A 25,777-nucleotide genomic window follows, 5' to 3' on the forward strand; every position below is an offset into this window, starting at 1 on the left:
CGAAACCATCGTAACGCCATGCGGGCTGCCTGCACAGCAAGTCGCACCCTGCGTCGTCAGGTTTTTCGCACTGCAGCATCCGCAGTCCCCACCCTGCCTACAGGCTACACCCAGAGGGGCGACGCCGGGTTCAGCGCGCTGAAGAAGCTTGAGATGCCTCAAGACAACTCTTGCATTCACCTACACCTATTTGCGGTGATGGCCCTGCGCCGGTCGCGGGCGTTCAACCCCTTCCTACAGGTCGCAGGCACGATTGGGCTTACAACGTGACCATCAGGACTTTCCCCTTGCCCACCACCCCATGAGCCCACTTGCCTCACGCCGCCTCAAGATCGGCCTTTCGGCCTGTTTCTCCCATGCGGACCCGCAGCGTCCGCTTTTCACGGGCAAGACGCTGCAGTACGTGGAGCAATCGATAGCGCACTGGATCATGTCGGCCGGCGCCATGGTGGTGATGGTGCCCTGCCCCACAGGCGAGACCGCACGCGGCGACGTGACGCTGGAGCACTATGCCGAGTGGCTGGATGGGGTGGTCATGCATGGCGGCGCCGACGTCTGGCCCGGCAGCTATGGCGAGGAACCCATGCGCCCCGAATGGCTGGGCGACCGCGTGCGCGATCTCTACGACCTGGCCGTGGTCGAGGCGTTTTCCCAGGCCGGCAAGCCCATCTTCGGCGTCTGCCGCGGTCTGCAACTGATCAACGTGGCCTTCGGCGGAACGCTGTACCAGGACATCGAGACCCAGGTGCCCGGCTCGCAGCTGCACCGCAATCCCACCGAGTACGACCGCCACTACCACGACATCGCCATCGTGCCCGGCAGCCGGCTGGAGGCGCTGTATCCCACGCTGGACCGCGCACGCGTCAACAGCATCCACCACCAGGGCATCAAGGACGTGGCGCCCGAGTTCGATGTGGAGGCCTGGAGCCTGCCCGACCGCATCCCCGAGGCCATCTTCCGCAAGCCCGGCACGCTCAAGAGCTATATCGCGGCCACGCAGTGGCACCCCGAATTCCAGTTCCGCAACCCCGACACCAGCACGCTGGATGACAGCGTGCTGCTGCGCGACTTCCTGGCCGCCTGCTCACGCGCCCGCGTGAGCCCGGCCGTGAGCCACAGCCCCTTCCAGATCCGCAACCGCGCCGCGCGCCTGCTGCGCCGCGCCTTGCTTCGCAGGCATTGACGGCCCGGCGCCGCCAAGCGCCTGCGCCACCACCTGCTGCAACTGCCCGCGCAGCCACGCATGGGCGGGATCGGCCTGGTGGCGCGCGTGCCAGATCATGAACATGGGCAGCGGCGGGCAGTCCACGGGCACCGCAACGCTGGCCAGCGATGACAGGGCCGTGCGGCCCAGCAGCGATGGCGCCGTCGCCAGCAGCGGCGTGCCGCGCACAAAGGCGGCCAGCGCCGCAAAGCCCGGCACGCGCACGGCAAAGCGGCGCTCCAGCCCGCGCGCCTGCAGTTGCAGGTCCAGGTCCAGCGCCTGGCGGTCGGCATAGGCCACGGTGGCGTGGTCGGCCTGCAGATAGTCGGCCAGGCTGGCCGGCGGCTGTCGCACGGCGCTGTCATAGAAGACGGCGTACTCATCGCTGAACAGGCGCTTTTGCACGATGTCCGTGGCATCGGGCGGGCGCGGGCTGATGGCCAGCAGGCAGGCGTCCGAGCGCAGCAGTTCGGCATCGGGCGCGCCGCTGTCGATCACGCGCAGCACCGTCCGGGGCGCGGCTGAGCGCAGGCGCCGGGCCAGTGCGGGCAGCAGCAGCTCGCGCTGCAGGTCGTTGGCGGCAATGGTGATCTCGGCACGCCAGTGCGCGGGGTCAAAGCTGGGCCCCTGGCCGAACTGCTGCATCTGCCGCAGCAGCTCGCGCGCAGGGCCCTGCAGCGCCAGTGCATGGGCCGTGGGCGCAATGCCCCGCCCCTGCCGCACGAACAATCGGTCGCCCGTGATGGCGCGCAGCTTGTCCAGCAGATGGCTGACGGCCGATTGCGTCACGCCCAGGCGCTGCGCCGCCGCCGTGACGCTGCCGGTCTCCAGCACGGCCAGCAGCAGTTGCAGCAGCCTGCCATCGAGCTGCGATCCATCGATTTGTCTCATGCATTCCATGATTGGCCGCCGCTTTATCTTTGGCAACGCGGGCCGGACACTGCCGCTGATCCAACGCAAATACCGGAGACAAAACATGGCCGATCAGCCGCAGATTCCCGGCACCACCCTGTTCGACGGCAGGCAGGCCCGCAAGGGCTATGCGCTCAACAGCATGTGCTTTTCCTTCAACGAGCTGACCAACCGCCAGGCCTTCCTGGCCGACGAGGAGGCCTATATGCGCAGCTACGGGCTGAACCAGGAGCAGGCCGAGGCCGTGCGCACGCGCAACGTGCTGCAGATGATCGCGGCCGGCGGCAACGCCTACTACCTGGCCAAGCTGGCCGGCATCTTCCACCTGGACATGCAGGACATAGGCGCCCAGCAGACCGGCATGACCAAGGCCGAGTTCCAGGCCCTGCTGCGCTCGCACGCCTGAGCCCCGCCGCAGCCCACACGCAAGACACAGCACAGGAGACACCCACCATGGCACATCTCATCGGCGGCCTCGGCACCTCGCACATTCCCGCCATCGGCAACGCCATCCACAAGGGCCTGCAGAACGAGCCGTACTGGAAGCCCTTCTTCGACGGCTTTCCGCCCATCCGCGAATGGCTGGCCGCCCAGCGCCCCGACGTGGTGGTGGTGTTCTACAACGACCACGGCCTGAACTTCTTCCTCGACAAGATGCCTACCTTCGCCGTGGGCGCGGCCGAGCGCTACTGCAACGCCGACGAAGGCTGGGGCATTCCCACGCTGGCACCGCTGCGCGGCCACGCGGAGCTGTCATGGCACCTGATCGAGTCCCTGGTGGGGGAGGACTTCGATGTGGTCAGCTGCCAGGAGATGCTGGTGGACCATGCCTGCACGCTGCCGCTCAAGCTGTTCTGGCCCGAGGGCGACTGCCCTGTGGCCGTCGTGCCGGTGTGCATCAACACCGTGCAGTTCCCGCTGCCCTCGGCGCGCCGCTGCTATGCGCTGGGCCAGGCCGTGGGCCGGGCCATCGCGCGCTGGAACAGCGACCAGCGCGTGGCCGTCATTGCCTCAGGGGGCCTGTCGCACCAGCTCGATGGCGAGCGCGCGGGCTTCATCAACAAGGCCTTCGACCTGCAGTTCCTTGAAAGCATGGCCACCAATCCCGAATGGGCCACGCAGTTCAGCGTGCATGAACTCGTGGAAAAGACCGGCACCCAGGGCGTGGAACTGCTGATGTGGCTGGCCATGCGCGGCGCCCTGTCAAGCGCCGCGCCCGGCGTGCGCCGCGTGCACGGCAACTACCACATACCGATCTCCAACACCGCCACGGCGCTGCTGGCGCTGGAGGCGGTCTAGTCGGAAAACACAAAGGCCGCCGGGCATGCCAGGCGGCCTTTGTGCTCTGCGTAGCCGTGCGGACCGGGTGTACCCGGCCCTGCCTCTCAATGGTGGTGGCCGTGGCCGCCGTGCACGTGGCGGTGCTCGATTTCCTCGGGCTTGGCCGCGCGCACTTCGGTGACCTTGCAGGCAAAGTGCAGCGCCATGCCGGCCAGCGGGTGGTTGCCGTCCAGCAGCACCACGGGGCCCTTGATTTTGACCACGTGGTAGATCTGGGGCTGGCCCTGGTCATCCGTGCCGCGCAGCTGGCCGCCCACCTTCACGCCGGGCGGGAACTCGCCCTTGGGGATGGTGCGGGTCAGGCTCTCGTCGCGCGCGCCGAAGGCGTCTTCCACGGCCAGGTCCACGGTCAGCGTGTCGCCCACGGCCTTGCCGTCCAGGGCGGCTTCCACCTTGGCGAAGATGTTGTCGTAGCCGCCATGCAGATAGGCCACATCGCCCTTGTCGAGCAGCTTGCCCAGCTTGTCGGTGATCTTGTAGTTGATGGTGACGGCGGTGTCTTTGGTGATGTTCATGGCAAAGGCCTTGGAAAACCGCAGCGCAAAAGGCGCGCCGCGCAAAGCCGCCATTGTCGGCGACCTGGGGCATTCCAGCGTCGGGACCGGGGGTTCACCGGCTGCCCAGCCTCAGCCCAGGCACTCGCGCGCGCATTCGAGCAGGCTGCGCGCCCAGCGCGCGCGGGCCGAGGTGTTCAGCCACAGCAGGCCGACCTTGCGCGCATCGGCAGGCCGGGGGCCCTCGCCGCCGGCCTGATCGGGCAGCGCCAGCACCCGCACGTCGCGGCCCTGGGAGAGCACGGGGCCGATGTCGGGCACCAGGCCCACGCCCAGCCCCTGGTCCACCATCATGGCCACGGCCAGCACCGAGTTCAGCTCCATGCGCTCCAGCGGCGCAATGCCCTGGGCGCGCAGGTAGCGGTCGGCCAGCCGGCCACCGGCCAGGGAGCGGTCGTAGCGCACCAGGGGCCGGGTGCGCAGCAGGGCCAGCGGATCCTGCTGCGCGTCGCGGGCGCGGCACAGCACGACCAATGGCTCCTGGCGCAGCTCGGCCCAGCACACGGTCTTGGGCAGGTCGAACGAGGGTTGCAGGCAAATCAGCACGTCCAGCTCGGACTGGACCAGGGCCGTGTACAGCTCGGGCGTAAGGCCGGCGCGCACGCTGATGCGCACCTCGGCGTGGCGCGCCACGAAGGCCCGCATTACGGCGGGCACAAAGCCGTGCAGCGCCGTGTTCACGGTGCCCAGCCGCAGCTCGCCGCCGTCCGCATCCGAGGCCACCCATTCGCGCAGGCCCTCGAAGTCCTGCAGCAGCTGGCGGCCGCGCTCGAACAGCCGCTCGCCCGCCTCGGTGGCGCGCACGCTGCGGCCATGGCGCACCAGCAGCGGCGCACCCAGCTCGCCTTCCAGTACGCGCATCTGCTGGGCAATGGCCGAGGGGCTCAGATCCAATTGGCGAGCGGCTTCGGACATGGAGCCGGTGTCCACCACTCTCAAGAAATTGTGTATGTATCTCACGTCCATTTCACACATTTTCTTGAATCACAACGCAGATGCAACTGCTGTTTTCCCAGGCTGCGCTGCACCACACTGCGTGACAACGACTATTTCCAGGAGACAGACGCATGGATTCCCGGCCCACCGCTCAAACCGCTCAAGCCTCTCAGACCTCTTTGCCGCGCCGGATGTGGCTGTCCGCCGCCGCCGCGCTGGCCGCCTGTGCGCTGCCGGCCTGGGCCCAGAAGCGCGGCAGCCGCCTGGTGGTGCCGTTTGCGCCGGGCGGCGGCAACGATGTGTTTGCACGGCAGATGGCGCATGGCCTCAACGAGTCCTTCGGCTACGGGATGATCGTGGAGAACAAGGCCGGCGCGGGCGGCAACCTGGGCACGGAAGCCGTGGTGCGTGCGGCCGGCGACGGCGGCACCTGGCTGCTGGGCCATACGGGCACGGTGTCCATCAATCCCTCGCTGTACCCGGGCCTCAAGTTCAATGCAGCCACCGATCTGCAGCCGGTGGCCATGTTCGCATCGTCGGCCCTGCTGCTGGTGGTGCCGGCTTCCTCGCCCGTGCGCAGCGTGGCCGACCTGGCCGAGCAGATGCGCAAGCGCAGCGGCGAGATGAACTACGCCTCCAGCGGCTCGGGCACGGGCGGCCACCTGACGGGCGAGATGTTCGCCCACGCGCTGGGCGCCAAGGCCATCCACGTGCCGTACAAGGGCACGGCCCCGTCGCTGACCGACCTGGTGGGCGGCAATGTGGACTTCAGCTTTGGCGTGATTCCCGCGGCCATGGCCCTGGTGAAGGCCGGCAAGCTGCGCGCCCTGGCCGTGACCGGCGCCAAACGCCAGCCCCAGCTGCCCGACGTGCCCACGGTGGCCGAGTCCGGCGTGCGTGCGCTGGCCGACTTCGAGAGCTCGCTGACCTACGGCATCCTCGCGCCCAGGGGCACGCCTGCCGAGACGGTGCGCGCGCTGGGACGCGACATCCTCAAGGTGGCGTCTGCCGAGTCCTTCCAGTCGCGCCTGGGCATCGAGGGCGCCGTTCCGCTGCTGGGCGATGGCGCGCAGTACGCGGCCCGCATACAGGTGGAGAGCGCCAAGTGGGCGGCCGTGATCAAGGCCTCGGGCGCCACGGCCTGAGACCGGCAAGGACAGCATGTCATTGGTGAAGGACTATCTGGGCCCGGCCGACAGCGGCCACTGGTTTGCAGACGCGCGCTGGCTGGACGCGCTACTGCGCTTCGAGAGCGCGCTGGCCCAGGCCCAGGCCGACTGCGGCCTGGTGCCGCGCCCGGCCGCCGAGGCCATTGCGCGCGCCTGCGCGCAGGCGCCGCTCACGTGCGAAGGCGTGGTGGAGCAGGCGCGCGCCAGCGGCGCGCTGGGCCTGGCTGTGGTGCGGCCGCTGCAGCAGTGGCTGCAGGCCTACACCCCGGAAGGCCTGCCCTGGCTGCACTGGGGTGCGACCACGCAGGACGCCGTGGACACGGCGCAGGCCCTGCTCACGCAGCAGGCCCTGCAGGCGCTGCTGGCCGAGCTGGACGCGCTGCAGTCCGCACTGCAGGCCCTGGCCCGCACGCACGCGGCCACGCCCATGCTGGCGCGCAGCCTGCTGCAGCCCGCGCAGATCACCAGCTTCGGATTCAAGTGCGCGCAGTCGGCTGCCGCCGTGCAGCGCAGCATCGAACAGTTTGAAAGGCTTGCCGCCGCTGCGCTGTGCGTGCAATTGGGCGGCGCCGTGGGCAATGGCGCCGTGCTGGGAAGCCACCGTGCCGAGGTGGAGCAGGCACTGGCCCGGCGCCTGGGCCTGTCGGCCTGCGGCCGCAGCTGGCATACGCAGCGCGACGACTGGATGCGCCTGGCCATGGAAGCGGCTGTGTGCGGCGGCAGCCTGGCCAAGCTGGCCCGGGACTGGTCGCTGATGGCGCAGTACGAGGTGGGCGAGATCGCCGAGGCGCCGCGCGGCAGCACCTCCAGCGCCATGCCGCACAAGCGCAATCCCGTGCACCTGATGCAGGCGGTGGCACAGGCCCAGGCCATCCCCCAACTCGCGGCCCTGCTGCTGGGCTGCATGGCCCAGGCCCATGAACGCGCGCTGGGCGAGTGGCAGGCCGAGGTCGCCCACTGGCCCGATCTGTGGCGCCATGTGCATGGCGCCGCCGCCGCATTGCGCCAGGCCGCCCAGTCGCTGCAGGTGCATCCGCAGCGCATGCTGGGCCATGTGCGGGGCCTGCACGGACTGGTGTTTTCAGAGGCCTGCGTGCACGCCATGGCGCCCTGGACGGGCAAGCCCGAGGCCCTGGCCGCCGTGGAGCTGCTGGCCCCGCAGGCGCTGGAGCAGGGGCGCGAGCTGCGCCTGCTGCTGGCCGAATGGGCCGCGCCCCGGCTGGACGCAGCAGCCCTGCAAGCGCTGCAAGATGCGCTGGCCCGGGCCTGCGATCCGGCACGCGCCGTGCAGGCATCGCATGATGCGTGCCTGGCGCTGCTGGCAGCGCCGCAGACCCACGCCAACGCCCATGCCCATGCCCATGCTTGACACAGGAACCCCCGCCATGACCGAACCTTCCGCCGACGCCCTGCAGCGCGGCCTTGCCAACCGCCGCCGCGTGCTGGGCGATGAATGGGTGGACCAATCCGTGGCGCGCGCCAACGAACTGAATGTGGAGTTCCAGCGCATGATCACGGCCTATGCCTGGGACGGCATCTGGAGCCGCCCCGGCCTGGAGCGCCGCACGCGCCGCATCATGGTGCTGGCCATCACGGCCTCCATGGGCCGCTGGGAAGAGTTCGAGCTGCACATCCGCACAGGGCTGCTGGCCGACCCGGCCGATGCCGAGGCCGCGCCGCTGGACCTGGACACCATCCGCGAAGTGCTGCTGCAGACCGCCGTCTATGCCGGCGTGCCCGCAGGCAACACCGGCATGGCCATCACGCTGAAGATCCTCAAGGAGCTGGGGCGCACGCCCGCGCCGGCCAGCTTTCATCCACCCTCAGACACGGCCTGACACGGCCTGACGCGGCCTGACCGGACTCAGGCGGCCGGCGGCTGTTCCTCGGCCGCAGCGCCCGGGTAGCGCGCAAAGCGCCGGTTCTCTGCGCCATGCACCGGGTCCTGCTCGGCCCAGGGCCATCCGCCGAACTGGGTGCGCCGGTAGTCCTGCATGGCCTGCATGATTTCCTGCTGCGTGTTCATCACGAAGGGGCCGTACTGCGCCACGCTCTCGCCAATGGGGCGGCCCTGCAGCACCAGGCATTCCACGGCGTCGGCGCCGCTGTTGTGCAGCTCCCAGTCCTGCGTGGCATCCACATGCAGGGCCGCATGCTGGGCCAGGGCCGTGGGCCCGACCTGCAGTGCCTGGCCTGCAAAGAAATACAGCATGCGTTGCGTGTCCGCACCGGCTGCGCGCGGCAGCGTCCAGCGTGCGCCGGGCTCCAGGCGCAGCGTCCAGATGGCCACGTCGCCCTCGGGTTGCGAGGCCCAGGATTCGGGCGGCGGAGGCAGGGCGGCCGCCGTGCCGGGCAGGCTGCCTGCGACCACGGTGACCACGGTCCTGCGGCCTGCGGCATCCGCATGCTCCAGGCGGGGGATGCGTTCGTTCCAGAACATGGTGAAGTGCGGCTCCACCATCTTGGAGCGCGCAGGCAGGTTCAGCCAGATCTGGAACAGCTCCAGCGGATTGGGCGCGTCGCTGTCGAGCAGCGGGAACATCTCCGAATGCTGGATTCCCTTGCCGGCCGTGAGCCACTGCACGTCGCCGCCGCCAAAGCGCGCGGCCGCGCCCAGCGAATCGGAATGGTCGATCAGGCCCTTGCGCACCAGGGTCACGGTCTCGAAGCCGCGGTGCGGATGGCCGGGAAAGCCCGGCACGCCATCGCCGTGGTACATGGAAAAGCCGTCCTTGCGGCTGAAGTCGCTGCCCATCTGGCGGCCTTCCAGGTCCACGGCCTGCACGCCCAGTCGGCCATCGCTGGGCGGATAGGCATCGTCATGGTGGGCACAGAACAGGAAGGGGTCCATGGTGGGCCACAGCGGGCCCAGCGGCTGGCTCTGGAGGACGGGGGTGGTGGCTGCGGTCATCGTGGCTCCTGTGAGGCTGCGCCCGCAAGAAAAAGGGGGCGCTGCATTCTCGGACAGATGCGGCCCCCGCGCCGGTTTTGAAAGCCACCATGGCTGGGACAGTGCGGCCCAGGAATGCAACGCCCGCCGGGTCAGTTGCGCGGCGGCGTCACCAGGCCCTTTTGCACGGCCGGGCGCGCCACGAAGGCGGCCAGCACGCGCTGCAGCTCGGGAAAGCGCTCCCAGCCCAGCAGTTCGGCCGCGTTGTAGCCCTGCTCCACCACCATGTTGCGCACCCAGGGCCACAGGGCGATGTCGGCAATGGTGAACTGCTCGCCCATCACCCAGGCGCGGCCTGCGAGGCGGCGCTCCAGCACACCCAGCAGGCGCACGGACTCGTTCACGTAGCGGTCGCGCGGGCGCTTGTCCTCGAAGTCCTTGCCCGCGAATTTGTGGAAGAACCCCAGCTGGCCGAACATGGGGCCGACGCCACCCATCTGGAACATCAGCCACTGCAGCGTTTCATAGCGCGCGGCCGGGTCGGCGGGCAGCAGCGGGCTGCCGGACTTCTCGGCCAGGTAGACCAGGATGGCGCCCGACTCGAACAGCGCCAGCGGCTTTCCGCCCGGACCCTGCGGGTCCAGGATGGCCGGGATCTTGTTGTTGGGAAAGGTGTCCACGAACTCGGGCGAGAGCTGGTCATTGCTCTCGAAGCCCACGCGGTGCGCCTCATACGGCAGGCCCATCTCCTCCAGAGCGATCGACACCTTGACGCCGTTGGGCGTGGGCAGGGAATACAGCTGGATGCGGTCCGGCTGCGTGGCCGGCCACTTGCGCGTGACGGAAAAGGCGGAAAGCGGATTCTGTGGAGTCATGGGGCACCTTGAAGGCTGGACGGGTTCGCCAAGAAATCGATGGCCGCTGCATCGTAGCGTTCGGCGCCCAGCCATGCTTGGCACGCCAAATAATGGCGGCCCGACCCTGCCGCCGGGTCATGACAACCCACGCAGATTGCATGGCCAGTCTCCGCGCTCGCCGCCATGCACCGGCTACCGAGGCGCTCGGATGGAGGCGCACGGCTGAACCGAGCACCGCCCGCACGGCGCAGCTCTCAGCGCGGCGCGACGGGCTTCTGGACCAGGGCCACGCTCAGGCCGTCCGGCGTCACCGTGATGGCGCCGGGCTCCATGTTCAAAGAGTCCATCAGGGCCAGGTCCTTGTCCTGCAGCTGGTAGAGCACGAGCTGGCCCAGCGCCTGCTCGGCCAGGGCGCTGGCGTAGGTGGTGATCATGTCGCTCATGGCGGGGGCCAGGTCGTTGATGACCAGGCTGTTGACCTTGATCTGGTGGGCGCGCAGCGTGCGGTCCGTGGGCTCGTAGCGCAGCGCGAAGTCCAGGTTCAGATGGCCGCCATAGGCTTGCTTGAGCACGGGTCCCGACAGATCGGCCTGCAACACCGCATTGAGCGCGTTGCGCTCGGGCAGCAATCCCAGCACCGGCGAATGCAGCTTGAGCTGCAGCATGCCGGCCACGGGGAATTGCCGTGGAAAGCGCTGGGCCACCACCTCCTGCAGCCTTTGCCGCGAAATCGAGACATTTCCAGGCCCGGACTTTCCCGAACATCCGGTCGCAGCCAGGCTGCAGCCCGTGGCCAGGACCATCAACAAAAAGCGGCGATTCATCACGACAGCACAAGCCCCAGAAAGCCCGACACGAAACCCTGAAGCGCCATGCATGCCATACGCATGGCGCTATGTTTTTTGAGATCGGCATTGTCCCGCCAGGGGCTATTCCCTGTCCCTGCAGTGGGTGTTGCCCGGCACCTGCGCGAAGGCGCTTCACAGCGAGCGCCCATCAGACATAGGCAGTACCGCCACCCGTACGGAAACATCACCCAATCCTTCTGGCCGGCCCTCCCGCCCGCCCAGCTTTGCCGCGGCCTTGGGCACGGCCCTCCACCGGCGCATTAATTTATTCATATATTCATTCATTGATTTGCATAAATCATTGATTTTTAATAAATTACCCCCTATTTTTATTCATTCATCAATTGATTCCCATGGCCTTGGAAGACCTCTCCACCCAGGTACTGGCGGCACTGCGCCGCCAGGGCGGTGCGCTGGCGGCGCGCGAGCTGCAGCAGATGCTGGGCGTGAGCCAGCCCACCGTGTCGCGCGCGCTGGCGCCGCTGATCCGGTCGGGCCAGGTGCGCAAGGTGGGTGCGGCGCGCACGCAGCGCTATGTGCTGCCGCGCCAGGTGGCGGGCGTGGGCGCCGAGGTGGCCATCATGCGCGTGGATACCGAAGGCCACGCATCGCCCTTCGGCCGCATGATCGCGCTGCACGGCGGCGGCTTCTGGGTGGACGAGGCCGATGGCCTCAGCGAGCAGCACGACGGCCTGCCCTGGTTCCTGGACGACATGCGGCCCCAGGGCTTCATCGGCCGCACCTTTGCGCACAGCCATCCCGAACTGCAGTTGGGCGGCGACCCGCGCCAATGGGGCGAGGACGACGTGCTGCGCGCCCTGGCCCGCTTCGGCGAGGACCTGCCGGGCAACCTCATCGTGGGCGAAGCCGCGTTCGAGCGCTTCCACACCCTGCCCGCCCGCGCGCTGCGCGCCGAGTCGCCGGCCGAGTATCCGCGCCTGGCCATGCAGGCCATGCAGGGCACGCATCCGGGCTCGTCGGCGGGCGGCGAGCAGCCCAAGTTCTGCTGCACCACGGCCGGGCGCAGCGTCATCGTCAAGTTCTCCCCGGCAGGCGACGCGCCGGCCGAGCAGCGCATACGCGACCTGCTGGTCTGCGAACATCTGGCGCTGCAGACCCTGGCCGAAGACGGCCTGCCCGCCGCGCGCACGCGGCTGTTCATTGATGGCGGCCGGGCCTTTCTCGAATCGGAGCGCTTCGATCGCAGCCAGCCCGAGCCGGGCTGCGCACCGCCGCAGGACCGCAACCCCGGACGCATAGGCATGGTCTCCCTGCAGGTGCTCAATGCCCAGTACGTGGGCGAGGTGGACAACTGGGCCGCCACGGCCAGCCGCCTGGCGGCGCGTGGCCTCATCACCGAGACCGATGCGCGCAGCCTGCGCCTGCTCGAGGCCTACGGCCAACTCATCGCCAATACCGACCGGCACTACGGCAACATCTCCTTCGTGCTGCCGCAGCCGCAGGGCGACTGGGCGCTGTCGCCCACCTACGACATGCTGCCCATGCTCTACATGCCCATCAATGGCGAGATCGTGGAGCGCGACTTCAGCGCCCAGCCCCCGCGTCCCACGGCCGCCACGCTGGCCGAATGGCCGCGCGCCCAGGCACTGGCGCGGCGCTTCTGGTGGGCCGTGGCGCAGGATGCGCGCATCTCCGGGGAATTCCGCAGTATTGCCGAAAGCAATCTTGATGCCCTTGCCGCTTGATTTTCAAGCACCTCCAATGGAATCAATGACGCCACCTGTTGATAACCAATAGAAATCCTCTTGAAAAATCTGTGCATATTGTTTGGAAAAAGCTCTGCGCAAACTGTTATCCATCTGCGGAGAACCGGCCATCCACAGCCTCGGCCCGCCACCGCCTGCACAATCGAAGCTTTCCTCATCCGACCAGACACGGGCCCCCGATGACCAGCATTGCACCCTCCTCCGCCGCAGACCCCCGCATTGCCGACGTGCTCGGCTACTGGCTGGGCTCCACCCGCCCCGACAATGCAAGCGCCCTGGCCTGCAAGAACCTGTGGTTCATCAAGTCCGATGCCACCGACAACCAGATCCGCGAGCGCTTCGGCGCCCTGGTCGAAGACGCGCTGGCCGGCCGACTCGACGCCTGGGCCGGCACGGCGCTGGGCAGGCTGGCGCTGATCGTGCTGCTGGACCAGTTCACGCGCAACCTGTTCCGGGGCACGGCGCGCAGCTTTGCGGGCGACCCGCAGGCGCTGCAGCTGGCGCTGGACGGCATCGCCCAGGGCCATGACCGGCATGCCGACCTGCCCGCCGTGGCCCGCATCTTCTGCTACCTGCCGCTGGAGCATGCCGAGAACCTGGCCCTGCAGGACCGCAGCGTGGCCGCCTTCCAGGCCCTGGCCGACCAGGCCGGTGACACTGGCGGCGAGGGCGTGCGCGAGTTCCTGGCCGGCACGCTGGACTACGCCCACCGGCACCGCGACGTCATCGTGCGCTATGGCCGCTTTCCGCACCGCAATGCCATCCTGGGCCGCACCAGCACGCCCGAGGAACTGCAGTACCTGTCCCAGCCCGGCGCAGGGTTCTGAGAGCGCAGCGGATCTCCTTCACCCACAAAAAAAGGGAACGTGCCAACGTTCCCTTTTTTGCTTTCGGCGCCCTGCCGGCATTCAGGCCGGCTGCGCCTGCGGCTGGCGCTCGCCGCCCTTGCGCTCGCCATCACGCATGCGCAGCGCCCAGCGCTCGATGGTGTAGAAGGACAGCGCCGACAGCACCACCGAGATCGCCAGGCCCAGCACCACGACCACGGGCCACGAGAAGTCGGCGCGCAGATAGCGCACCACCGGGTAGTGCCAGAGATAGACGCCATAGGACAGGCGTCCCAGCTTCACCAGCATGGGCGACGACAGCATGTCGTAGACCAGGCCCGAGCCCTGGCTCACCGCCACCAGCAGCACAACGGCCGCGCACTCCACCACGGTGATGCCCCAGACCATGGCGTCCTGGTTGTCCCATTGCAGCGCCATCAACAGCGGCACGGCCAGCGGCACCCACATGGCGTGGTGCATGCGCGCCTTCAGCGCAGCGATGAAGTCCGGGCGCTCGATCATCAGCGCCGCCAGCAGCGCACCGGCGAACAGGCCCGAGGCGCGGGTATCGAAGCGGAAGAAGATCTCATAGAAGTGCTGACCCTGGTCCACCCAGTACACGCGCCACAGCCAGCTCAGCGCCCACAGCAGGGCAATGGGGCGCCACAGGCGGCCCGGCTTGGAAAAGCGCAGCAGCAGCACCAGCAGCGGCGGCCAGATCAGGTAGAAGTGCTCCTCCACCGACAGCGACCACATGTGCAGCAGCGTGTCCGGGCTGTCGAAGAAGGCGATGCCGTAGTCGGCCAGATAGAGGATGGAGACCAGCGCATCGGAGTAGATGTCGTTCAGGTCCGGCCACAGCATGGGCGCGAAGATGCAGTACGCGGCCAGAAACAGGGCCAGCGCCGGCATCAGGCGGAAGAAGCGGCGGCGGTAAAAGCGCCAGAAGCCGATGCGGCCCTCGGAATCGTTCTCCATCAGCAGCAGCGAAGTGATCAGATAGCCGCTGAGCACGAAAAACAGGTCGACCCCGAAGAACGCGCCATCAAACAGAGGCGCATGGGAGTGCGACAAGATCACCAACAGGATCGCCACGCCCCGCAGCCCGTCAAGGGCGGGGTTGTAGCGCAGTTTGAAATCCTTGACCACCAAAACCGGACACCTTTCCAACGCCGGAGCAATGGGCCCCGAGCCATGAACAAACCCCAAGAAAATGGAGCACGCGGCCATGGCGCAGCCGACCCCGAAGGGTGCAACGCATGGTCCAGCGCGATAAGAGAGACGGCACGTCCCAAGGTTCCCGGCGGATGCGGTGAACAGCAATCCGCGTGCCGCGGTGCGGCGCGCCCTGAGGATGCGGGCCACCTCGACGGACAGCCCTGCGTGCACGAACAAGCCCCGCTTGAGCGGGGCCAGGCCGATGAATTTCAGCGAAATCCAATTCTAGCCATCACCGCCCGGGGACGAGGTTCGATGGACATTCAGCCCGGGATCCTATGCCCCCGCCCTGCCGTCCACCCGCCTTTCTTCGCACGCCGCGAGTATGGGAGGCGCCCTGCAGCCAGAACGTAACAGGAGGTTTGTGCTGGCGCCGCTGCACCCTGGCCCGTTCCACCCCGTGAAGCCACCGGCGCACACCGGGCCGGTGCGATGGATGTGCCGTCAACAATTTGGAACAAAACGACGCCAATCCCAATGAACACAAGCGTTTACCGCTATCGTTTTTATTCTTCAGGCGTACAGCGGGATGAGACGGCGTCCTGCAGACCCCGGTGCGCGGCACTGTCTGCCTGCACCGGCTGCTGGTTCTTGGCGCGCAGATAGTGCTCGGTGAACAGCGCCAGGTAGCTCTCCAGCGCGCGGCCCGCGCGCCGGTCGCCCGCATCGCCCGTCAGCTCCAGGCACAGGGCGGCCACCTCGCTGGTGCAGAAGTGGTCTTCGCGCTGGGAGCGGCGCAGGCGGTACTGCGAGACCTGATCCGGGTGCAGGCTCAGCACCGGAAAGCGGTCCAGGTAAGGGCTCTTGCGGAACATCTTGCGCGCCTCGGGCCAGGTCGCATCCAGCAGGATGAACAGCGGGCGCCGCTCCTGGCCCGGCACGACCGCGGCCTGGGGCACCGGCAGCGTGTGCACCACGCGCTGCGGCGGCTGTACGAACTCACCCGGAAACACCACATAGGACTGCCACTGCGGATCGGCAAGCAGCGCCAGCAGGCCCGCATCGGCCTCGGTGCGCGCCCAGCCGAAGGCGTGCGTCTGCTCCACCACATCGGCGATCAGCCAGCCCGTGTTGCTGGGCTTGAGCGGCTCTGCATCGTGCATCAGCAGGCAAAAACCCGCCCGCGTCGGCAGCATGGGACGCAGCGCGCAGATGCAGTGCGAAGGCCGTAGCCGGCAACCCTCGCAGCGCTCGCCGCGCGGCCCGCCGCGCGACAGGAACGGCCGCGTGCTGCGCGCCAGCCGCTGCGTGCGCAGGCGCGACACCGCATGCGGCGCCACGCCCGAATCCACGCCACGCAAATAGGACAGGGGCACCGGAGACGCCGGAGCCTGGTCAGGCAGCTCCATGCTCATCCCACGCTTTCCAGCTCGAACAGCGGCAGCTCGGCGCGGCGGCTCAGCCACACGCCGCCACCCAGTTCCTTGAAATGCTCGGCCAGCCCGCGACGGTACAGATCGGCCCGGTGGCGGAACAGGCGCGGATCGGTCAGATCCTCATCGATCACGCCGCGTTCGTAATCCTCGCGCGCCACCGCCTCCACATACAGACCGCCTCGGCTCAACCGCCCCAGATTGGCCAGCGCGCGCTTGAGATCCGGCGGGCTCAGATAGGGCAGCACGCCCTGGCAGATCACCAGATCGAAGGGCTCTGCAGGATCATGCGCCGCATAGTCCACCACCGAGCCGCGCTCCCAGCCGAAGCGCCCGCACAGGTACTCGCTGAACTCCACGCCGTGGTAGCTGGCACCGGGGAAGTGGCGCTGCACCGCCTCGCGCCACAGACCGATGCCGCAGCCCACATCCAGCACGCGGCGCACCGGCACCCGCACATAGTTCAGATAGGAACACACGAAAGCGCCCAGCCGGTTCACATGCTCGGTGTCGACCACGCTGGTCTTCTTGTCGAAGTAGTAGCGCTGGTAGTACGCCTCGTCGAACCACTGGTCACTTGCTGATTGCACGCATTCTCCTTGGGGGTGAGCGCCCGGTGGGCGCGTTCGGGCGGGAGTATGGCGCAGAGGGCAGTGGGTATGGGAACGCGTGTTTGTTGCCCCTGCCGGGTGATGCTTTTTTCCGAGGCCGGGCCTGTCCGGTTGTCGACCAATTTCTTGATCGCCCGCATAAGCCAAGACAGTTGCTACTCCGCAAGACAGACTGATTTGCATATCAGATCACAACAACAGCCGCCCAAACATCTAAAAAACTGCGAGATATGACAAAAAGATCAGGATTGCATAATTTTACAAATTCAACCCAACCACTCAATACCCATCATGGCTAACATATCAACGGCAATTACGATATCCAGCAAAATACCAAATTAACACCCATGGGCCATCGGCAGGCCTACATCATTGGTACTAAAATGCTAATAATTGATAGAAATGGAATAGCAATCCACTCCCTTATAAAGCGAGCCATCGCACCCACCATTGAACGTGGTGAAATGAAGGAAATTCATGGCATCATTGTTCATCAAACTGGAGGATCGACAGCACAGTCTTCAATTGATAGTTACAAAAACCCATCAGCAAATGGAGCACATTTCCTGATAGAGAAAGATGGAACAATATATCAAACCGCTTCCCTTTACAAACAAACATGGCACATTGGCAAAATAAAAGCGCGTTGTTTACTGGAAAAGCGATGCACGCCAGTTGAATTAAAATCGTTACAACGCTTCAATCCAACCCAAGAGAACAAGCGCGAGATGCTGAAAAAGGTTCCAGCACGATTTCCGGCCAACCAAGACAGCATTGGCATTTAATTGGTAGGTGAAGCACTTCCTCGTGGCGGGAACATACCAGACGGAAAGAAAACTTATCAGGCCGTTACAAGCGAGCAGAACAATGCACTACAGTGGCTTATCGCGGAATTAACGCTGACACTAAGAATATCTATGAGCGAAGTTTTCAGGCACCCAGAAGTCTCTAGAAAAAATCCTACGGAAGCGATTTCAGCAAAATGGTGAGATCACTATTAACCTTACCCCTGCTAGTTGTTATGGCTAGCACCGCCTCCGCCGCCAATCAATGCACAAAAGGCTCAGAGTTCGAGCCACCACTGTGCCCACTGATACTTCCCAAGATCAGCCAGATCACCATCCAGGAAAACGCGGCCAAATCGCCCGTCGAAAAAGACCCAGCGGTGAGTTGCGCCAACTTTGTCCTGACCATCTCCCAGGTGCGCCGTTATTTTCAACAGGCAAAAACCACCAACGAAAACGACGCACACTACACGCTAGACTGGTCGCCCTGCTATGCAAGCGGCGAAATCGCATTCAGCGATGGCAGCCGTGGAAGTTGGAGCATCAACCAGTTCCGGGGCGGTGCGCTGTTCCTGGAGGGCAGGGACAATACGGTATTGCACTGCCCAAAATGCAAGTTCAAGCCATTTCAATGGTGATTGTTCTGGCGCGGCACCACGTTGGCCAATCGCAATAAAAACAGCCGAGTGCAGCTATGGCACATCGGCTATTTGCATTTTGGCGTTTCGACGTCAGGGCTCCAGCCCCGAAAAAACACCGTCCGGCACGGTCAGAAACTTAGGCCTTCGGCGGCCGATGCAACAGGCACAGCTTGTTGCCATCCAGATCCCGCACATAGGCCAGGTACAGCCGGCCACCGGGCGAAGCCTCGCGCCAGCCGGGCGGATCCTCGCAGGTCACGCCCCCGGCTGCCACGGCGGCGGCATGGGCCGCGTCGGCCTGCTCGGGCGACTGCGTCGCAAAGCCGATGGTCGCGCCATTGCCGTGGCAGGCGGCCTCGCCGTTGATCGGTGTGGAAATGGCAAACGTGCCGCCCGCGCTGCGGTAGAAATAGCGGTTCTTGTTGGCCATGCCCGGCGCAATGCCGAGCGCGCCCAGGAATGCGTCGTAGAACTGCTTGGATTTTTCGAGGTCGTTGACCCCGACCATGACGTGGCTGAACATGCCTGTGTCTCCTTGGTTGATGCGAACCGGGATGTTAGCTGCGGCAAGCCGTCCTGCTGTCACCCATGCGCGCCAGCGACCATACTGTCGCCCCCGCCAGAGCCGGCGGACATTGGACCCCGCGATACCGAAACCATGCGCCTTCTTCACACTTCCGACTGGCATCTGGGCCAGCACTTCATGGGCAAGAGCCGCCAGGCAGAGCATGCCGCGCTCATCGACTGGCTGCTGGAGCAGGTCGATGCCCAGGCGGTGGATGCCGTGCTCATCGCGGGCGATATCTTCGACACCGGCGCGCCGCCCAGCTATGCGCGCGAGCTGTACAGCCAGCTCGTGGTGCGCCTGCACGCGGCGGGCGTGGCCCTGCTGCTGCTGGGCGGCAACCATGACTCCGTGGCCACGCTGGCCGAAAGCCGCGAGCTGCTGGCCTGCCTGGACACCACCGTGGTGGCCGCCGTGGGCGAGACGGCCAGCCACGTGGTGGAGTTGCCGCTGCGGCGCCGGCCGGGCCAGCCTGCCATGCCCGGCTGCATCGTCTGTGCCCTGCCCTTCATGCGCCCGCGCGACGTGATGCTGAGCCAGGCGGGCCAAAGCGCCGAGCAAAAACAGCAGGCGCTGCAGGCCGCCATTGAGGCCTGCTACCGCAACGTGCACGACGCCGCCATCGCTCGCCGTGATGCGCTGGCCGCCACACGCGGCGAGCGCCTGCCCATCGTCGCCACGGGCCACCTCACCACCGTGGGCGCCAGCAGCAGCGAGTCCGTGCGCGAAATCTATGTGGGCTCGCTGGACGCGTTTCCCACTTCGGCCTTTCCACCCGCCGACTACGTGGCCCTGGGCCACATCCACCAGCCGCAGAAAGTGGGCGGCCTGGAGCACATCCGCTACAGCGGCTCGCCCATTGCGCTGAGCTTTGACGAGGCCCACCAGTCCAAGCAGATGCTGCTGGTGGACCTGGGCCCCGAAGGGCTGCAGTCCGTCACGCCGCTGCCCGTTCCCTGCTTTCAGCCCATGGCCTCGGTCGCGGGCCGCCTGGCCGCCTTGCCGGATCTGATGCGCGCCACCGCCCAGGCCGGCAGCCCTGCACGGCCCGTGTGGTTGGAGGTGGTGGTGGAGCAGGACGACTACCTGCTCCAGCTCACCGACCGCGTGCAGGCCTTGGCCGACGAGCTGCCCGTGGAACTGCTGCGCGTGCGGCGCCAGCGCGGCCGGGCGGTGGCCGGCATGGCCGCCGCCGCTGGCGAGTCGCTGCACGAGATCAGCCCCGCCGACGTCTTCGAGCACCGCCTGGCGCTGGAAACACTGGAGCCTGGCATGGCCCAGGCCCTCACCCGGCGCTACCAGGAGGTGGTGGCCGGGCTTGATGCGCCCCACCCAGGCGCCGGCGAACACGGCGAGGAGGCCCGCGCATGAAGATCCTTACGCTGCGGCTCAAGAACCTCAACTCGCTCAAGGGCGAATGGCGCATCGACTTCACGCAGGCACCGTTCGCGGGCAACGGCCTGTTCGCCATCACCGGGGCCACGGGCGCGGGCAAGTCCACCCTGCTCGATGCCATCTGCCTGGCGCTGTACCACGAGACACCGCGCCTGAAGACCATCTCGGCATCCGCCAACGACCTCATGACGCGCCACACGGCCGACTGTCTGGCCGAGGTCGAATTCGAGGTCAAGGGACAGGTCTACCGCGCCTTCTGGAGCCAGCGCCGCGCACGCGACAGGGTGGATGGCGCACTGCAGGCGCCCAAGGTGGAACTGGCCCGGGGCGACGGCAGCATCCTCAGCAGCCAGACGCGCGACAAGCTCGAGCAGACCGCCGCCATCACGGGGCTGGACTTCGATCGCTTCACCAAGTCCATGCTGCTGGCCCAGGGCGGCTTTGCGGCTTTTCTGCAAGCCAATGCCAATGAGCGCGCCGGCCTGCTGGAAGAGCTGACAGGCACCGAGATCTACGGCCTCATCTCGCAGAAAGTCTTCGAACGCGCCCGCGATGCGCGCCAGCGCCTGGACCAGCTCAAGGCCCAGGCCGATGGCGTGGAGTTGCTGACGCCCGAGGCGCGCGATGCCCTGCATGCCCAGGCCGACAGCCTGGTGACGGAGCAGGCCACGCTGCAGGCCGACTACCTGCGCGCCCAGGCCCAGCACCAATGGCAGCAGCAACTGGCCCAGGCCACCCAGACACTGCAGTCCGCCCGCACCGGCTGCGCAGACGCCGCCCAGGCACTGGAGCAGGCCACGCCCGAACTGGAAAGACTGGCCAACGACGAGCCTGCTCAAGCGCTGCAGCCGTTGCACCAGGCCTGGCAGCGCAGCACCGCCGCCTGCGATGACAGCCGCCAGCAACTGCAGCAACTGCGCGAGCACGAACAGCAGACCCAGACCCGCCTGCTGCTGCAGCACCGCCATGCCCAGGCCCTGTCCGCCCGCCTGGCCCAGGCTGCGCAAGACACCCTGGCCCGCCAGCAGGCCGAGCACCAAACGCTGGAACAGTTCTGCACCCACCATGCAGCCCATGCCCTGCTGGGCGAGCGCCTGGGCAGCTGGCGCCAGCAGTTCAAGCTGCGCGCCAGCCAGCAACAGCAGGCGGCCCACCAGCAGCAGGCCCTGCGCAAGCTGGATGCCGAACAGGCCCGCATGGCGCAAAGCGTCGAAGCCGGCGCGGCCCAGGTCCAAGCCGCCACCGATGCCCAGGCCCGCGCCAGCGCCGCACTCCAGCACGCGCAGGACGAACAGGCGCAGCGCCTTCAAGGCAGCGGCGGCATGGCCGAGCTGCGCGCGCGCGAGCAGGCAGAGCAGGACCGCCTGCACCTGTGGCGCCAGGCAGAAACCCAGGCCGCGCAGCGCCGCGAACTTGCGCGCCAGCAACAGACACTGGCCCGGGAATTGCGCGAAGGCACAGCACTGGCGCAGCAGCAGACGGACACCTGGCAAGCCCTGCGCACGCGCTACATAGACGTGCGAGAACAGGTCCGTGACAAGCAAAAACTGCTGGCCCAGGAGCAGCGCATCCAAAGCCTGTCCGAGCACCGCCACGCCCTGCAGCCCGGCCAGCCCTGCCCGCTGTGCGGCGCGCAAGAGCACCCGGCCGTGGCCGCCTACGAAGCGCTGGACGCCTCGGCCACCGAAGCCGCGCTGCGCCGCAAGCAGGAGGAACTCGACGCCCTGCAAACCCAGGGCGAAACCGCCCGCGCCACGCTGGCCGCCACCACGGCCGCGCAGGCGGCGCGCCAGCGCCAGGCCGACGAACTGGAACAGGACATCGCACGCTGGCACGACACATGGTACGACACATGGCAGGGCCTCACGCAACCCCTGCAACTCGCGCCAGACAGTTGGCAACAGGCCGACACCCTCGCCGCATCGGCCCAGGCCTGCGCCCGGCAGCTGGACACGCTCAAGCGCGCCGTGCAGGCCGCCGAGCAAGGCGAGCAGGCCGTGCAACAGGCCAAGGACGCCGCCCAACACAGCCGCCAGACACTGCAGACCGCGCAAGGCCAGCTTGCGCTGCAGCAGCAGGCCCTGGCCGACCACAGCGCACGCCGCGAAGAACTGCAGCAATCCATCGCCGGCCTGCAGGCCGAAGCCCAGGCGCTGAACGCGCAGTTGCAGGCTTCGCTCGGCGAGGCCGGCCACACCCTGCCCGACGACGCCCAGCCCTGGCTTGAAGCGCGCGAAGCCGAATGGCAGCACTGGCAGCAGGCCCGGCACGACCTGCAGCAACTGGCCCAATCGATGGCCTTGCAGCGCAAGGAATGCGAGGCGGCCGAGGCCGATGCGCAGCGCTGGAAAAAGCAGTCGGAAACACAGTGGGAGGCACAGTGCGAGGTGCAGAGAACGGCGCAGCACCATCCCGTCGATACGGCTGTGGCAGAGCCGCCTTCACTCCCCATGCCGCCCCTGGAACAGCTGCCGCAGGCCCTGGCCGAATGCGTCAGCGACATCGCCGCTCTCACGCGGCAGCAGGATGCCCTGCAAGGCCAGCAGCAACAGGCCCAGGCCACGCTGGCCCGCCAGCGCGAGGAAGCGGCCCAGGCCGAATCCGCATGGCAGGCCGCCCTGGCCGCCAGTCCCTTTGCTGACGAACCCGCCTACCTGCAGGCCCTGCTGCCCGCACCCGAACGCCAGCGCCTGGTCGCGCTGCGCCAGCAACTGCAGGCGGCACAACAGCGCGCTGCCACCCTGCTCGAAGCCGCACAGCGCGAGCACGCGCAACTGCAGGCCCAGGCCCTGACCGAGGCGGCGCCCGAAGAAATCCAGGCCCGCCTGCAAACGCTGGAGGAACGCCGCAACGCACTCAGCGAACAACTGGGCGGCGTCCGCACCCAGCTGGCCGACGACCAGCGCCGCCGCCAGGGCCAGCAGGCCCTGTTCGAGCGCATTGCGGCCCAGGCCAGCGACAGCGAGCTGTGGCAGCACCTGGACGGCCTCATCGGCTCGGCCAAGGGGGACAAATACCGGCGCTTTGCCCAAGGCCTCACGCTGGACCACCTGCTGCACCTGGCCAACCTCCACCTGTCGCGCCTGCACGGCCGCTACCTGCTGCGCCGCAAGCCCGAGGGCGAGCTGGAACTGGACATCGTCGACAGCTGGCAGGGCGACACCCCGCGCGACACGCGCACGCTATCGGGCGGCGAGGCCTTCCTCGTCAGTCTGGCCCTGGCCCTGGCGCTGTCCGACCTGGTCAGCCACAAGACCTCCATCGACTCCCTGTTCCTCGACGAAGGCTTCGGCACGCTCGATGCCGACACGCTGGAGATCGCACTCACCGCGCTGGACCGGCTCAACGACAGCGGCAAGATGATCGGCATCATCAGCCACGTGGAGGCGCTCAAGGAACGCATCGCCGTGCAGGTGCGGGTGGAGAAAGGCGGTGGCGTGGGGCATTCGAGGCTGGTGGTTTCTTCGTGATCCGAAGCGTTTCAAAATCTCTTAGGCTGTTGTTTTTAAAAGAATTTCGGTATAAAAGAGAAATTCTCAAAAAAATACCGAAATGCAAGACCTCCAGCCATCAGCGGCCCGCCAGTACATAGACGCCGTATCCACCTTCGAAGCCCTGGAAGAAGCCCGGGATGAAGGGGCTCAAGTACGCGGTGGCATGTATTGGCATGCGGGTCCGGCGTCGTCTCCTCAATCCAGCTACCTGATCCGCACCACGCCTGCGGGCGCCGAAACCAGCCTCGGTCTTCGCACGCCGGAAACCGAAGCCATCTATGAACGCTTCATGCAGCGCAAACAGAAAAGCGCCGAGCGTTTGGCCGGGCTCAAGGCCGCATTGGCCCAGCACCAGCGACTGAATCGTGCGCTGCGCGTAGGCAGGGTGGACCCGCTGGTGGTGGAGCTGCTCAACCGTCTGTCGATCACCGGGCTGAGTCCGCACTTTCGCGTGGTAGGAACGCATGCGCTTTACGCGTACGAGGCAGCAGCCGGCTTGCGGCTACAGGCAGATGCCCTGGCCACGCGCGACATGGACCTGTTGTGGGATACCCGCAAGCGGCTGCAATTTGCCACGCAACTCGCCCGCGTAGACAGCTCCATGCTCGGCGTACTGAAGAAGGTGGACAGCACGTTCCGCCTGCGCAAAAGCCAGCTCTACACGGCCGTCAACAAAGACGGTTTTGAAGTGGACATCATCCGTCGCGAACGTGTGGCAGACGATCCCCACCCCATCAAACTCAGCGACGCCGAGGAAGACTTCTGGGTGGCCCAGGCCAGGCGTGCCAACGTGCTGCTGGATGCGCCACCGTTTTCAGCCGTCATCGTCGCCAGCAATGGAGCCATGGCGCGCATGCATACCGTCCACCCGGCAACCTTCGTCGCGTTCAAGCGATGGATGGCCGGCCTGCGCGAGCGAGAGGCCATCAAGCGCAGGCGGGATGTACTGCAAGCGGACGTGGTGCAAGCGCTGGTGGACGGGTACTTGCCTCTATGAGTGCTTTCGGATACGTCTGAGACCTGTGCAATTTGTGAGCAGGCAGGCCTGGGTTCAACGCACATATGGGAAGTCATTGCGTGCCACTGCTTTGCTCTGCTCTGCAGCTCAATACAGAACTGTCACCAAACTGCCGCCCAACGCCTGCACCATCCTGCGGGCACGGCCTGCCTGGCCGCCGTTCACTCCTTTTCAAGGACCGCTCCATGCAAGTGCGCTTTCCCAATCCCTTCGGCCTGGCCCTGCCCGACGCCCAGGCGGTGCGCGACTACCAGGCCGCGCAAGGCTTCTCCGACGCCTACGCGCAGTTCCTGATCACGCAGAACGGCCTGGACTTCGACCGGCTCGAAGCGGCGCCCGACCGCGAGGACTACCTGCAGGCCGACGACGAGACCGGCGACAACCACGCCTGGCTGCGCACCCTGCACCACTTCCGCGCAGGCTCGGAGCACTGCGACGTGGAGGACCACCAGCGCGAGAACCTGTTTGCCGCGCACTTCATGGTCATTGGCCATGACCCCGGCGGCAACCCCTTCGTGGAAGTGCTGCACGGCGCCTTCAAGGGCCGCATCGGCAGCCTGGACCATGAGCTGTTTGCGGGCTGCGAGGACCTGGAGCAGTTCCTCGAAGAAATGGAACTGAGCGGCTTTGCCGCCGCCAGCGTGGACGAGCAGACCGACATGCTTTGCGACGAAGACCAGGGCCTGATCTGGTTCCACGCCAGCAGCATGGACAGCTTCGTGCAGCAATGCGTGTTCTGCGACGAGGACGGCTCGGGCTTCGTGGTGGACGAGCCGGGGCTGGACGAGGATTGAGCCACGGGGCGGGCCTTGCCCGCAACCTGGCAGACAGCCAGAAGGCGTTGAAGCAGGCCGAGGCACAAACGGCCAGCGCGCTGGAGCAGTGCGATATGGATATCAGTGGAACTTCACCGGCTGCACGCCCCGGTGCTTGGGCCTGACCACCACGGTGCCCGCAATCTTGTCGTGCCAGCCTTGCTTGCGCGGGTCAAAGGCCACCCAGATCAGCCCCAGGCACAGCGGGATGATGGACACGAAATAGGCCAGGTAGCGAATGACGGCCTGCCGTGTGCTCATGTCCGCGCCGGTCTGCGCGTCCACGATCCTGGCGGAGATGATCATCTTGCCCGGCGTCGCCTGTTTCTTGATCCAGAAGATGACGACGGCAATGGCAGGCAGCACCCAGGAGATGACGAAATCGGCCGGGCCGTGCAACAGTTTTTCGGACTCCAGGTATTCCCATCCGTAGATGGAGATCAGGGCCGGCAGCATGAGCACGAGCAGGATCACGGTGTCGATCAGCGCGGCGCCGGTGCGGGCCCAGAAGCCCACGTATTCGAGATCGTCAACCTGCATGGTGCGCCCTGGTTGGCATATGGGGCTGCCAGTGTGCCACCTCGGTGCCCCGCCAGA

General features: G+C 66.7%; 24 protein-coding genes and 1 pseudogene. 14 read left to right on the forward strand and 11 right to left on the reverse strand.

What is annotated here, in order from left to right; all coding sequences use genetic code 11:
* The first annotated feature begins 301 nt into the window (after window positions 1-301).
* The gene (locus U6958_RS31895; protein WP_012202849.1) at window positions 302-1,183 is read left to right on the forward strand and encodes a gamma-glutamyl-gamma-aminobutyrate hydrolase family protein; all 882 of its coding nucleotides are present in this window, start codon (window positions 302-304) and stop codon (window positions 1,181-1,183) included.
* Here U6958_RS31895 and U6958_RS31900 read toward each other — a convergent pair.
* Window positions 1,085-2,104, reverse strand: a complete 1,020-nt coding sequence (locus tag U6958_RS31900) for a LysR family transcriptional regulator (protein ID WP_074920867.1) — start codon at window positions 2,102-2,104, stop codon at window positions 1,085-1,087. The two genes, U6958_RS31895 and U6958_RS31900, sit on opposite strands and share 99 nt — an antisense overlap.
* 76 nt (window positions 2,105-2,180) lie before the next feature.
* On the opposite strand from U6958_RS31900, the gene U6958_RS31905 reads away from it, so the two are divergent.
* Both U6958_RS31905 and U6958_RS31910 read left to right on the forward strand, forming a co-directional pair.
* The gene (locus U6958_RS31905; RefSeq protein ID WP_074920932.1) at window positions 2,181-2,522 is read left to right on the forward strand and encodes a protocatechuate 4,5-dioxygenase subunit alpha; all 342 of its coding nucleotides are present in this window, start codon (window positions 2,181-2,183) and stop codon (window positions 2,520-2,522) included.
* 47 nt (window positions 2,523-2,569) lie between these two features.
* Window positions 2,570-3,415, forward strand: a complete 846-nt coding sequence (locus tag U6958_RS31910) for a class III extradiol dioxygenase family protein (protein WP_074920868.1) — start codon at window positions 2,570-2,572, stop codon at window positions 3,413-3,415.
* Between the two features lie 86 nt (window positions 3,416-3,501).
* Here U6958_RS31910 and U6958_RS31915 read toward each other — a convergent pair whose 3' ends face one another.
* The gene (locus tag U6958_RS31915; protein WP_034399899.1) at window positions 3,502-3,972 is read right to left on the reverse strand and encodes a peptidylprolyl isomerase; all 471 of its coding nucleotides are present in this window, start codon (window positions 3,970-3,972) and stop codon (window positions 3,502-3,504) included.
* Between the two features lie 111 nt (window positions 3,973-4,083).
* A complete protein-coding gene (locus tag U6958_RS31920) occupies window positions 4,084-4,977 on the reverse strand; it encodes a LysR family transcriptional regulator (RefSeq protein WP_047326367.1) in 894 nt (297 codons plus the stop codon).
* Window positions 4,978-5,078: 101 nt separating this feature from the next.
* On the opposite strand from U6958_RS31920, the gene U6958_RS31925 reads away from it, so the two are divergent.
* The 3 genes from U6958_RS31925 to U6958_RS31935 are packed head-to-tail and all read left to right on the forward strand — an operon-like array spanning window position 5,079 to window position 7,954.
* Complete coding sequence (locus U6958_RS31925) at window positions 5,079-6,092, forward strand: tripartite tricarboxylate transporter substrate binding protein (protein ID WP_074920869.1); 1,014 nt, start codon at window positions 5,079-5,081, stop codon at window positions 6,090-6,092.
* A 16-nt stretch (window positions 6,093-6,108) separates the two neighbouring features.
* Complete coding sequence (locus tag U6958_RS31930) at window positions 6,109-7,485, forward strand: lyase family protein (RefSeq protein ID WP_074920870.1); 1,377 nt, start codon at window positions 6,109-6,111, stop codon at window positions 7,483-7,485.
* Between the two features lie 16 nt (window positions 7,486-7,501).
* Entirely contained in the window at window positions 7,502-7,954 is a 453-nt protein-coding gene (locus U6958_RS31935) for a carboxymuconolactone decarboxylase family protein (RefSeq protein WP_016452075.1), read from the forward strand.
* Window positions 7,955-7,980: 26 nt separating this feature from the next.
* On the opposite strand, the gene U6958_RS31940 is transcribed toward U6958_RS31935, so the two are convergent.
* The 3 genes from U6958_RS31940 to U6958_RS31950 all read right to left on the reverse strand — a co-directional run bounded on the left by U6958_RS31940 (window position 7,981) and on the right by U6958_RS31950 (window position 10,666).
* Window positions 7,981-9,027, reverse strand: coding sequence for a pirin family protein (locus U6958_RS31940; protein ID WP_043825395.1), 1,047 nt, complete (start codon window positions 9,025-9,027; stop codon window positions 7,981-7,983).
* Window positions 9,028-9,158: 131 nt separating this feature from the next.
* Window positions 9,159-9,881 carry a glutathione S-transferase C-terminal domain-containing protein gene (locus U6958_RS31945; protein ID WP_013804547.1) on the reverse strand — a complete coding sequence of 241 codons (723 nt, stop codon included), beginning with the start codon at window positions 9,879-9,881 and terminating at the stop codon, window positions 9,159-9,161.
* 236 nt (window positions 9,882-10,117) lie between these two features.
* Window positions 10,118-10,666 (reverse strand): DUF1439 domain-containing protein, encoded by a 549-nt coding sequence (locus U6958_RS31950; protein ID WP_034366894.1) that lies wholly within the window; start codon window positions 10,664-10,666, stop codon window positions 10,118-10,120.
* Window positions 10,667-11,064: 398 nt separating this feature from the next.
* On the opposite strand from U6958_RS31950, the gene yjjJ reads away from it, so the two are divergent.
* A complete protein-coding gene (gene yjjJ / locus U6958_RS31955; RefSeq protein ID WP_074920871.1) occupies window positions 11,065-12,417 on the forward strand; it encodes a type II toxin-antitoxin system HipA family toxin YjjJ in 1,353 nt (450 codons plus the stop codon).
* A 200-nt stretch (window positions 12,418-12,617) separates the two neighbouring features.
* Window positions 12,618-13,265: a DUF924 family protein gene (locus U6958_RS31960; RefSeq protein ID WP_074920872.1), complete on the forward strand. Its 648-nt coding sequence runs from the start codon at window positions 12,618-12,620 to the stop codon at window positions 13,263-13,265.
* 81 nt (window positions 13,266-13,346) lie between these two features.
* On the opposite strand, the gene U6958_RS31965 is transcribed toward U6958_RS31960, so the two are convergent.
* From U6958_RS31965 to U6958_RS31975, 3 genes are all read right to left on the reverse strand, one after another.
* Window positions 13,347-14,495, reverse strand: a complete 1,149-nt coding sequence (locus U6958_RS31965) for an acyltransferase (protein ID WP_016449864.1) — start codon at window positions 14,493-14,495, stop codon at window positions 13,347-13,349.
* Between the two features lie 494 nt (window positions 14,496-14,989).
* Window positions 14,990-15,838, reverse strand: a complete 849-nt coding sequence (locus tag U6958_RS31970) for a tRNA-uridine aminocarboxypropyltransferase (RefSeq protein ID WP_083393556.1) — start codon at window positions 15,836-15,838, stop codon at window positions 14,990-14,992.
* The gene (locus tag U6958_RS31975; protein WP_016449866.1) at window positions 15,835-16,446 is read right to left on the reverse strand and encodes a class I SAM-dependent methyltransferase; all 612 of its coding nucleotides are present in this window, start codon (window positions 16,444-16,446) and stop codon (window positions 15,835-15,837) included. Before U6958_RS31975 ends, U6958_RS31970 begins: the two co-directional genes overlap by 4 nt.
* A 368-nt stretch (window positions 16,447-16,814) precedes the next feature.
* Here U6958_RS31975 and U6958_RS31980 point away from each other — a divergent pair.
* Both U6958_RS31980 and U6958_RS31985 read left to right on the forward strand, forming a co-directional pair.
* Window positions 16,815-17,456 (forward strand): annotated as a pseudogene (locus U6958_RS31980) (N-acetylmuramoyl-L-alanine amidase).
* Between the two features lie 32 nt (window positions 17,457-17,488).
* Window positions 17,489-17,890, forward strand: a complete 402-nt coding sequence (locus U6958_RS31985; protein ID WP_074920934.1) for a hypothetical protein — start codon at window positions 17,489-17,491, stop codon at window positions 17,888-17,890.
* A 139-nt stretch (window positions 17,891-18,029) separates the two neighbouring features.
* On the opposite strand, the gene U6958_RS31990 is transcribed toward U6958_RS31985, so the two are convergent.
* Window positions 18,030-18,416 carry a VOC family protein gene (locus tag U6958_RS31990; protein WP_012202828.1) on the reverse strand — a complete coding sequence of 129 codons (387 nt, stop codon included), beginning with the start codon at window positions 18,414-18,416 and terminating at the stop codon, window positions 18,030-18,032.
* Window positions 18,417-18,551: 135 nt separating this feature from the next.
* Here U6958_RS31990 and sbcD point away from each other — a divergent pair, with 135 nt between their 5' ends.
* The 4 genes from sbcD to U6958_RS32010 all read left to right on the forward strand — a co-directional run bounded on the left by sbcD (window position 18,552) and on the right by U6958_RS32010 (window position 25,159).
* Window positions 18,552-19,829 (forward strand): exonuclease subunit SbcD, encoded by a 1,278-nt coding sequence (gene sbcD / locus U6958_RS31995; protein WP_074920873.1) that lies wholly within the window; start codon window positions 18,552-18,554, stop codon window positions 19,827-19,829.
* Window positions 19,826-23,323, forward strand: coding sequence for an AAA family ATPase (locus tag U6958_RS32000; protein WP_074920874.1), 3,498 nt, complete (start codon window positions 19,826-19,828; stop codon window positions 23,321-23,323). Before sbcD ends, U6958_RS32000 begins: the two co-directional genes overlap by 4 nt.
* An 82-nt stretch (window positions 23,324-23,405) precedes the next feature.
* Window positions 23,406-24,344: a GSU2403 family nucleotidyltransferase fold protein gene (locus U6958_RS32005; protein WP_083393557.1), complete on the forward strand. Its 939-nt coding sequence runs from the start codon at window positions 23,406-23,408 to the stop codon at window positions 24,342-24,344.
* Window positions 24,345-24,550: 206 nt separating this feature from the next.
* Window positions 24,551-25,159 carry a hypothetical protein gene (locus U6958_RS32010; RefSeq protein WP_074920875.1) on the forward strand — a complete coding sequence of 203 codons (609 nt, stop codon included), beginning with the start codon at window positions 24,551-24,553 and terminating at the stop codon, window positions 25,157-25,159.
* Between the two features lie 102 nt (window positions 25,160-25,261).
* Here U6958_RS32010 and U6958_RS32015 read toward each other — a convergent pair whose 3' ends face one another.
* Window positions 25,262-25,720, reverse strand: a complete 459-nt coding sequence (locus U6958_RS32015) for an RDD family protein (RefSeq protein WP_074920876.1) — start codon at window positions 25,718-25,720, stop codon at window positions 25,262-25,264.
* Between the last annotated feature and the right edge of the window lie 57 nt (window positions 25,721-25,777).

This window comes from Delftia lacustris, from assembly GCF_040267515.1.
Classification (GTDB): Bacteria; Pseudomonadota; Gammaproteobacteria; order Burkholderiales; family Burkholderiaceae_C; genus Comamonas; species Comamonas tsuruhatensis.

What these genes read in the sequence shown, in the direction of transcription:
- U6958_RS31895 (WP_012202849.1), top strand. Translation starts at nt 302, where the DNA reads ATGAGCCCACTTGCCTCACGCCGCCTCAAGATCGGCCTTTCGGCCTGT.
- U6958_RS31900 (WP_074920867.1), bottom strand. Translation starts at nt 2,104, where the DNA reads ATGGAATGCATGAGACAAATCGATGGATCGCAGCTCGATGGCAGGCTG.
- U6958_RS31905 (WP_074920932.1), top strand. Translation starts at nt 2,181, where the DNA reads ATGGCCGATCAGCCGCAGATTCCCGGCACCACCCTGTTCGACGGCAGG.
- U6958_RS31910 (WP_074920868.1), top strand. Translation starts at nt 2,570, where the DNA reads ATGGCACATCTCATCGGCGGCCTCGGCACCTCGCACATTCCCGCCATC.
- U6958_RS31915 (WP_034399899.1), bottom strand. Translation starts at nt 3,972, where the DNA reads ATGAACATCACCAAAGACACCGCCGTCACCATCAACTACAAGATCACC.
- U6958_RS31920 (WP_047326367.1), bottom strand. Translation starts at nt 4,977, where the DNA reads ATGGACGTGAGATACATACACAATTTCTTGAGAGTGGTGGACACCGGC.
- U6958_RS31925 (WP_074920869.1), top strand. Translation starts at nt 5,079, where the DNA reads ATGGATTCCCGGCCCACCGCTCAAACCGCTCAAGCCTCTCAGACCTCT.
- U6958_RS31930 (WP_074920870.1), top strand. Translation starts at nt 6,109, where the DNA reads ATGTCATTGGTGAAGGACTATCTGGGCCCGGCCGACAGCGGCCACTGG.
- U6958_RS31935 (WP_016452075.1), top strand. Translation starts at nt 7,502, where the DNA reads ATGACCGAACCTTCCGCCGACGCCCTGCAGCGCGGCCTTGCCAACCGC.
- U6958_RS31940 (WP_043825395.1), bottom strand. Translation starts at nt 9,027, where the DNA reads ATGACCGCAGCCACCACCCCCGTCCTCCAGAGCCAGCCGCTGGGCCCG.
- U6958_RS31945 (WP_013804547.1), bottom strand. Translation starts at nt 9,881, where the DNA reads ATGACTCCACAGAATCCGCTTTCCGCCTTTTCCGTCACGCGCAAGTGG.
- U6958_RS31950 (WP_034366894.1), bottom strand. Translation starts at nt 10,666, where the DNA reads ATGGTCCTGGCCACGGGCTGCAGCCTGGCTGCGACCGGATGTTCGGGA.
- yjjJ (WP_074920871.1), top strand. Translation starts at nt 11,065, where the DNA reads ATGGCCTTGGAAGACCTCTCCACCCAGGTACTGGCGGCACTGCGCCGC.
- U6958_RS31960 (WP_074920872.1), top strand. Translation starts at nt 12,618, where the DNA reads ATGACCAGCATTGCACCCTCCTCCGCCGCAGACCCCCGCATTGCCGAC.
- U6958_RS31965 (WP_016449864.1), bottom strand. Translation starts at nt 14,495, where the DNA reads ATGGCCGCGTGCTCCATTTTCTTGGGGTTTGTTCATGGCTCGGGGCCC.
- U6958_RS31970 (WP_083393556.1), bottom strand. Translation starts at nt 15,838, where the DNA reads ATGAGCATGGAGCTGCCTGACCAGGCTCCGGCGTCTCCGGTGCCCCTG.
- U6958_RS31985 (WP_074920934.1), top strand. Translation starts at nt 17,489, where the DNA reads ATGGCTAGCACCGCCTCCGCCGCCAATCAATGCACAAAAGGCTCAGAG.
- U6958_RS31990 (WP_012202828.1), bottom strand. Translation starts at nt 18,416, where the DNA reads ATGTTCAGCCACGTCATGGTCGGGGTCAACGACCTCGAAAAATCCAAG.
- sbcD (WP_074920873.1), top strand. Translation starts at nt 18,552, where the DNA reads ATGCGCCTTCTTCACACTTCCGACTGGCATCTGGGCCAGCACTTCATG.
- U6958_RS32000 (WP_074920874.1), top strand. Translation starts at nt 19,826, where the DNA reads ATGAAGATCCTTACGCTGCGGCTCAAGAACCTCAACTCGCTCAAGGGC.
- U6958_RS32005 (WP_083393557.1), top strand. Translation starts at nt 23,406, where the DNA reads ATGCAAGACCTCCAGCCATCAGCGGCCCGCCAGTACATAGACGCCGTA.
- U6958_RS32010 (WP_074920875.1), top strand. Translation starts at nt 24,551, where the DNA reads ATGCAAGTGCGCTTTCCCAATCCCTTCGGCCTGGCCCTGCCCGACGCC.
- U6958_RS32015 (WP_074920876.1), bottom strand. Translation starts at nt 25,720, where the DNA reads ATGCAGGTTGACGATCTCGAATACGTGGGCTTCTGGGCCCGCACCGGC.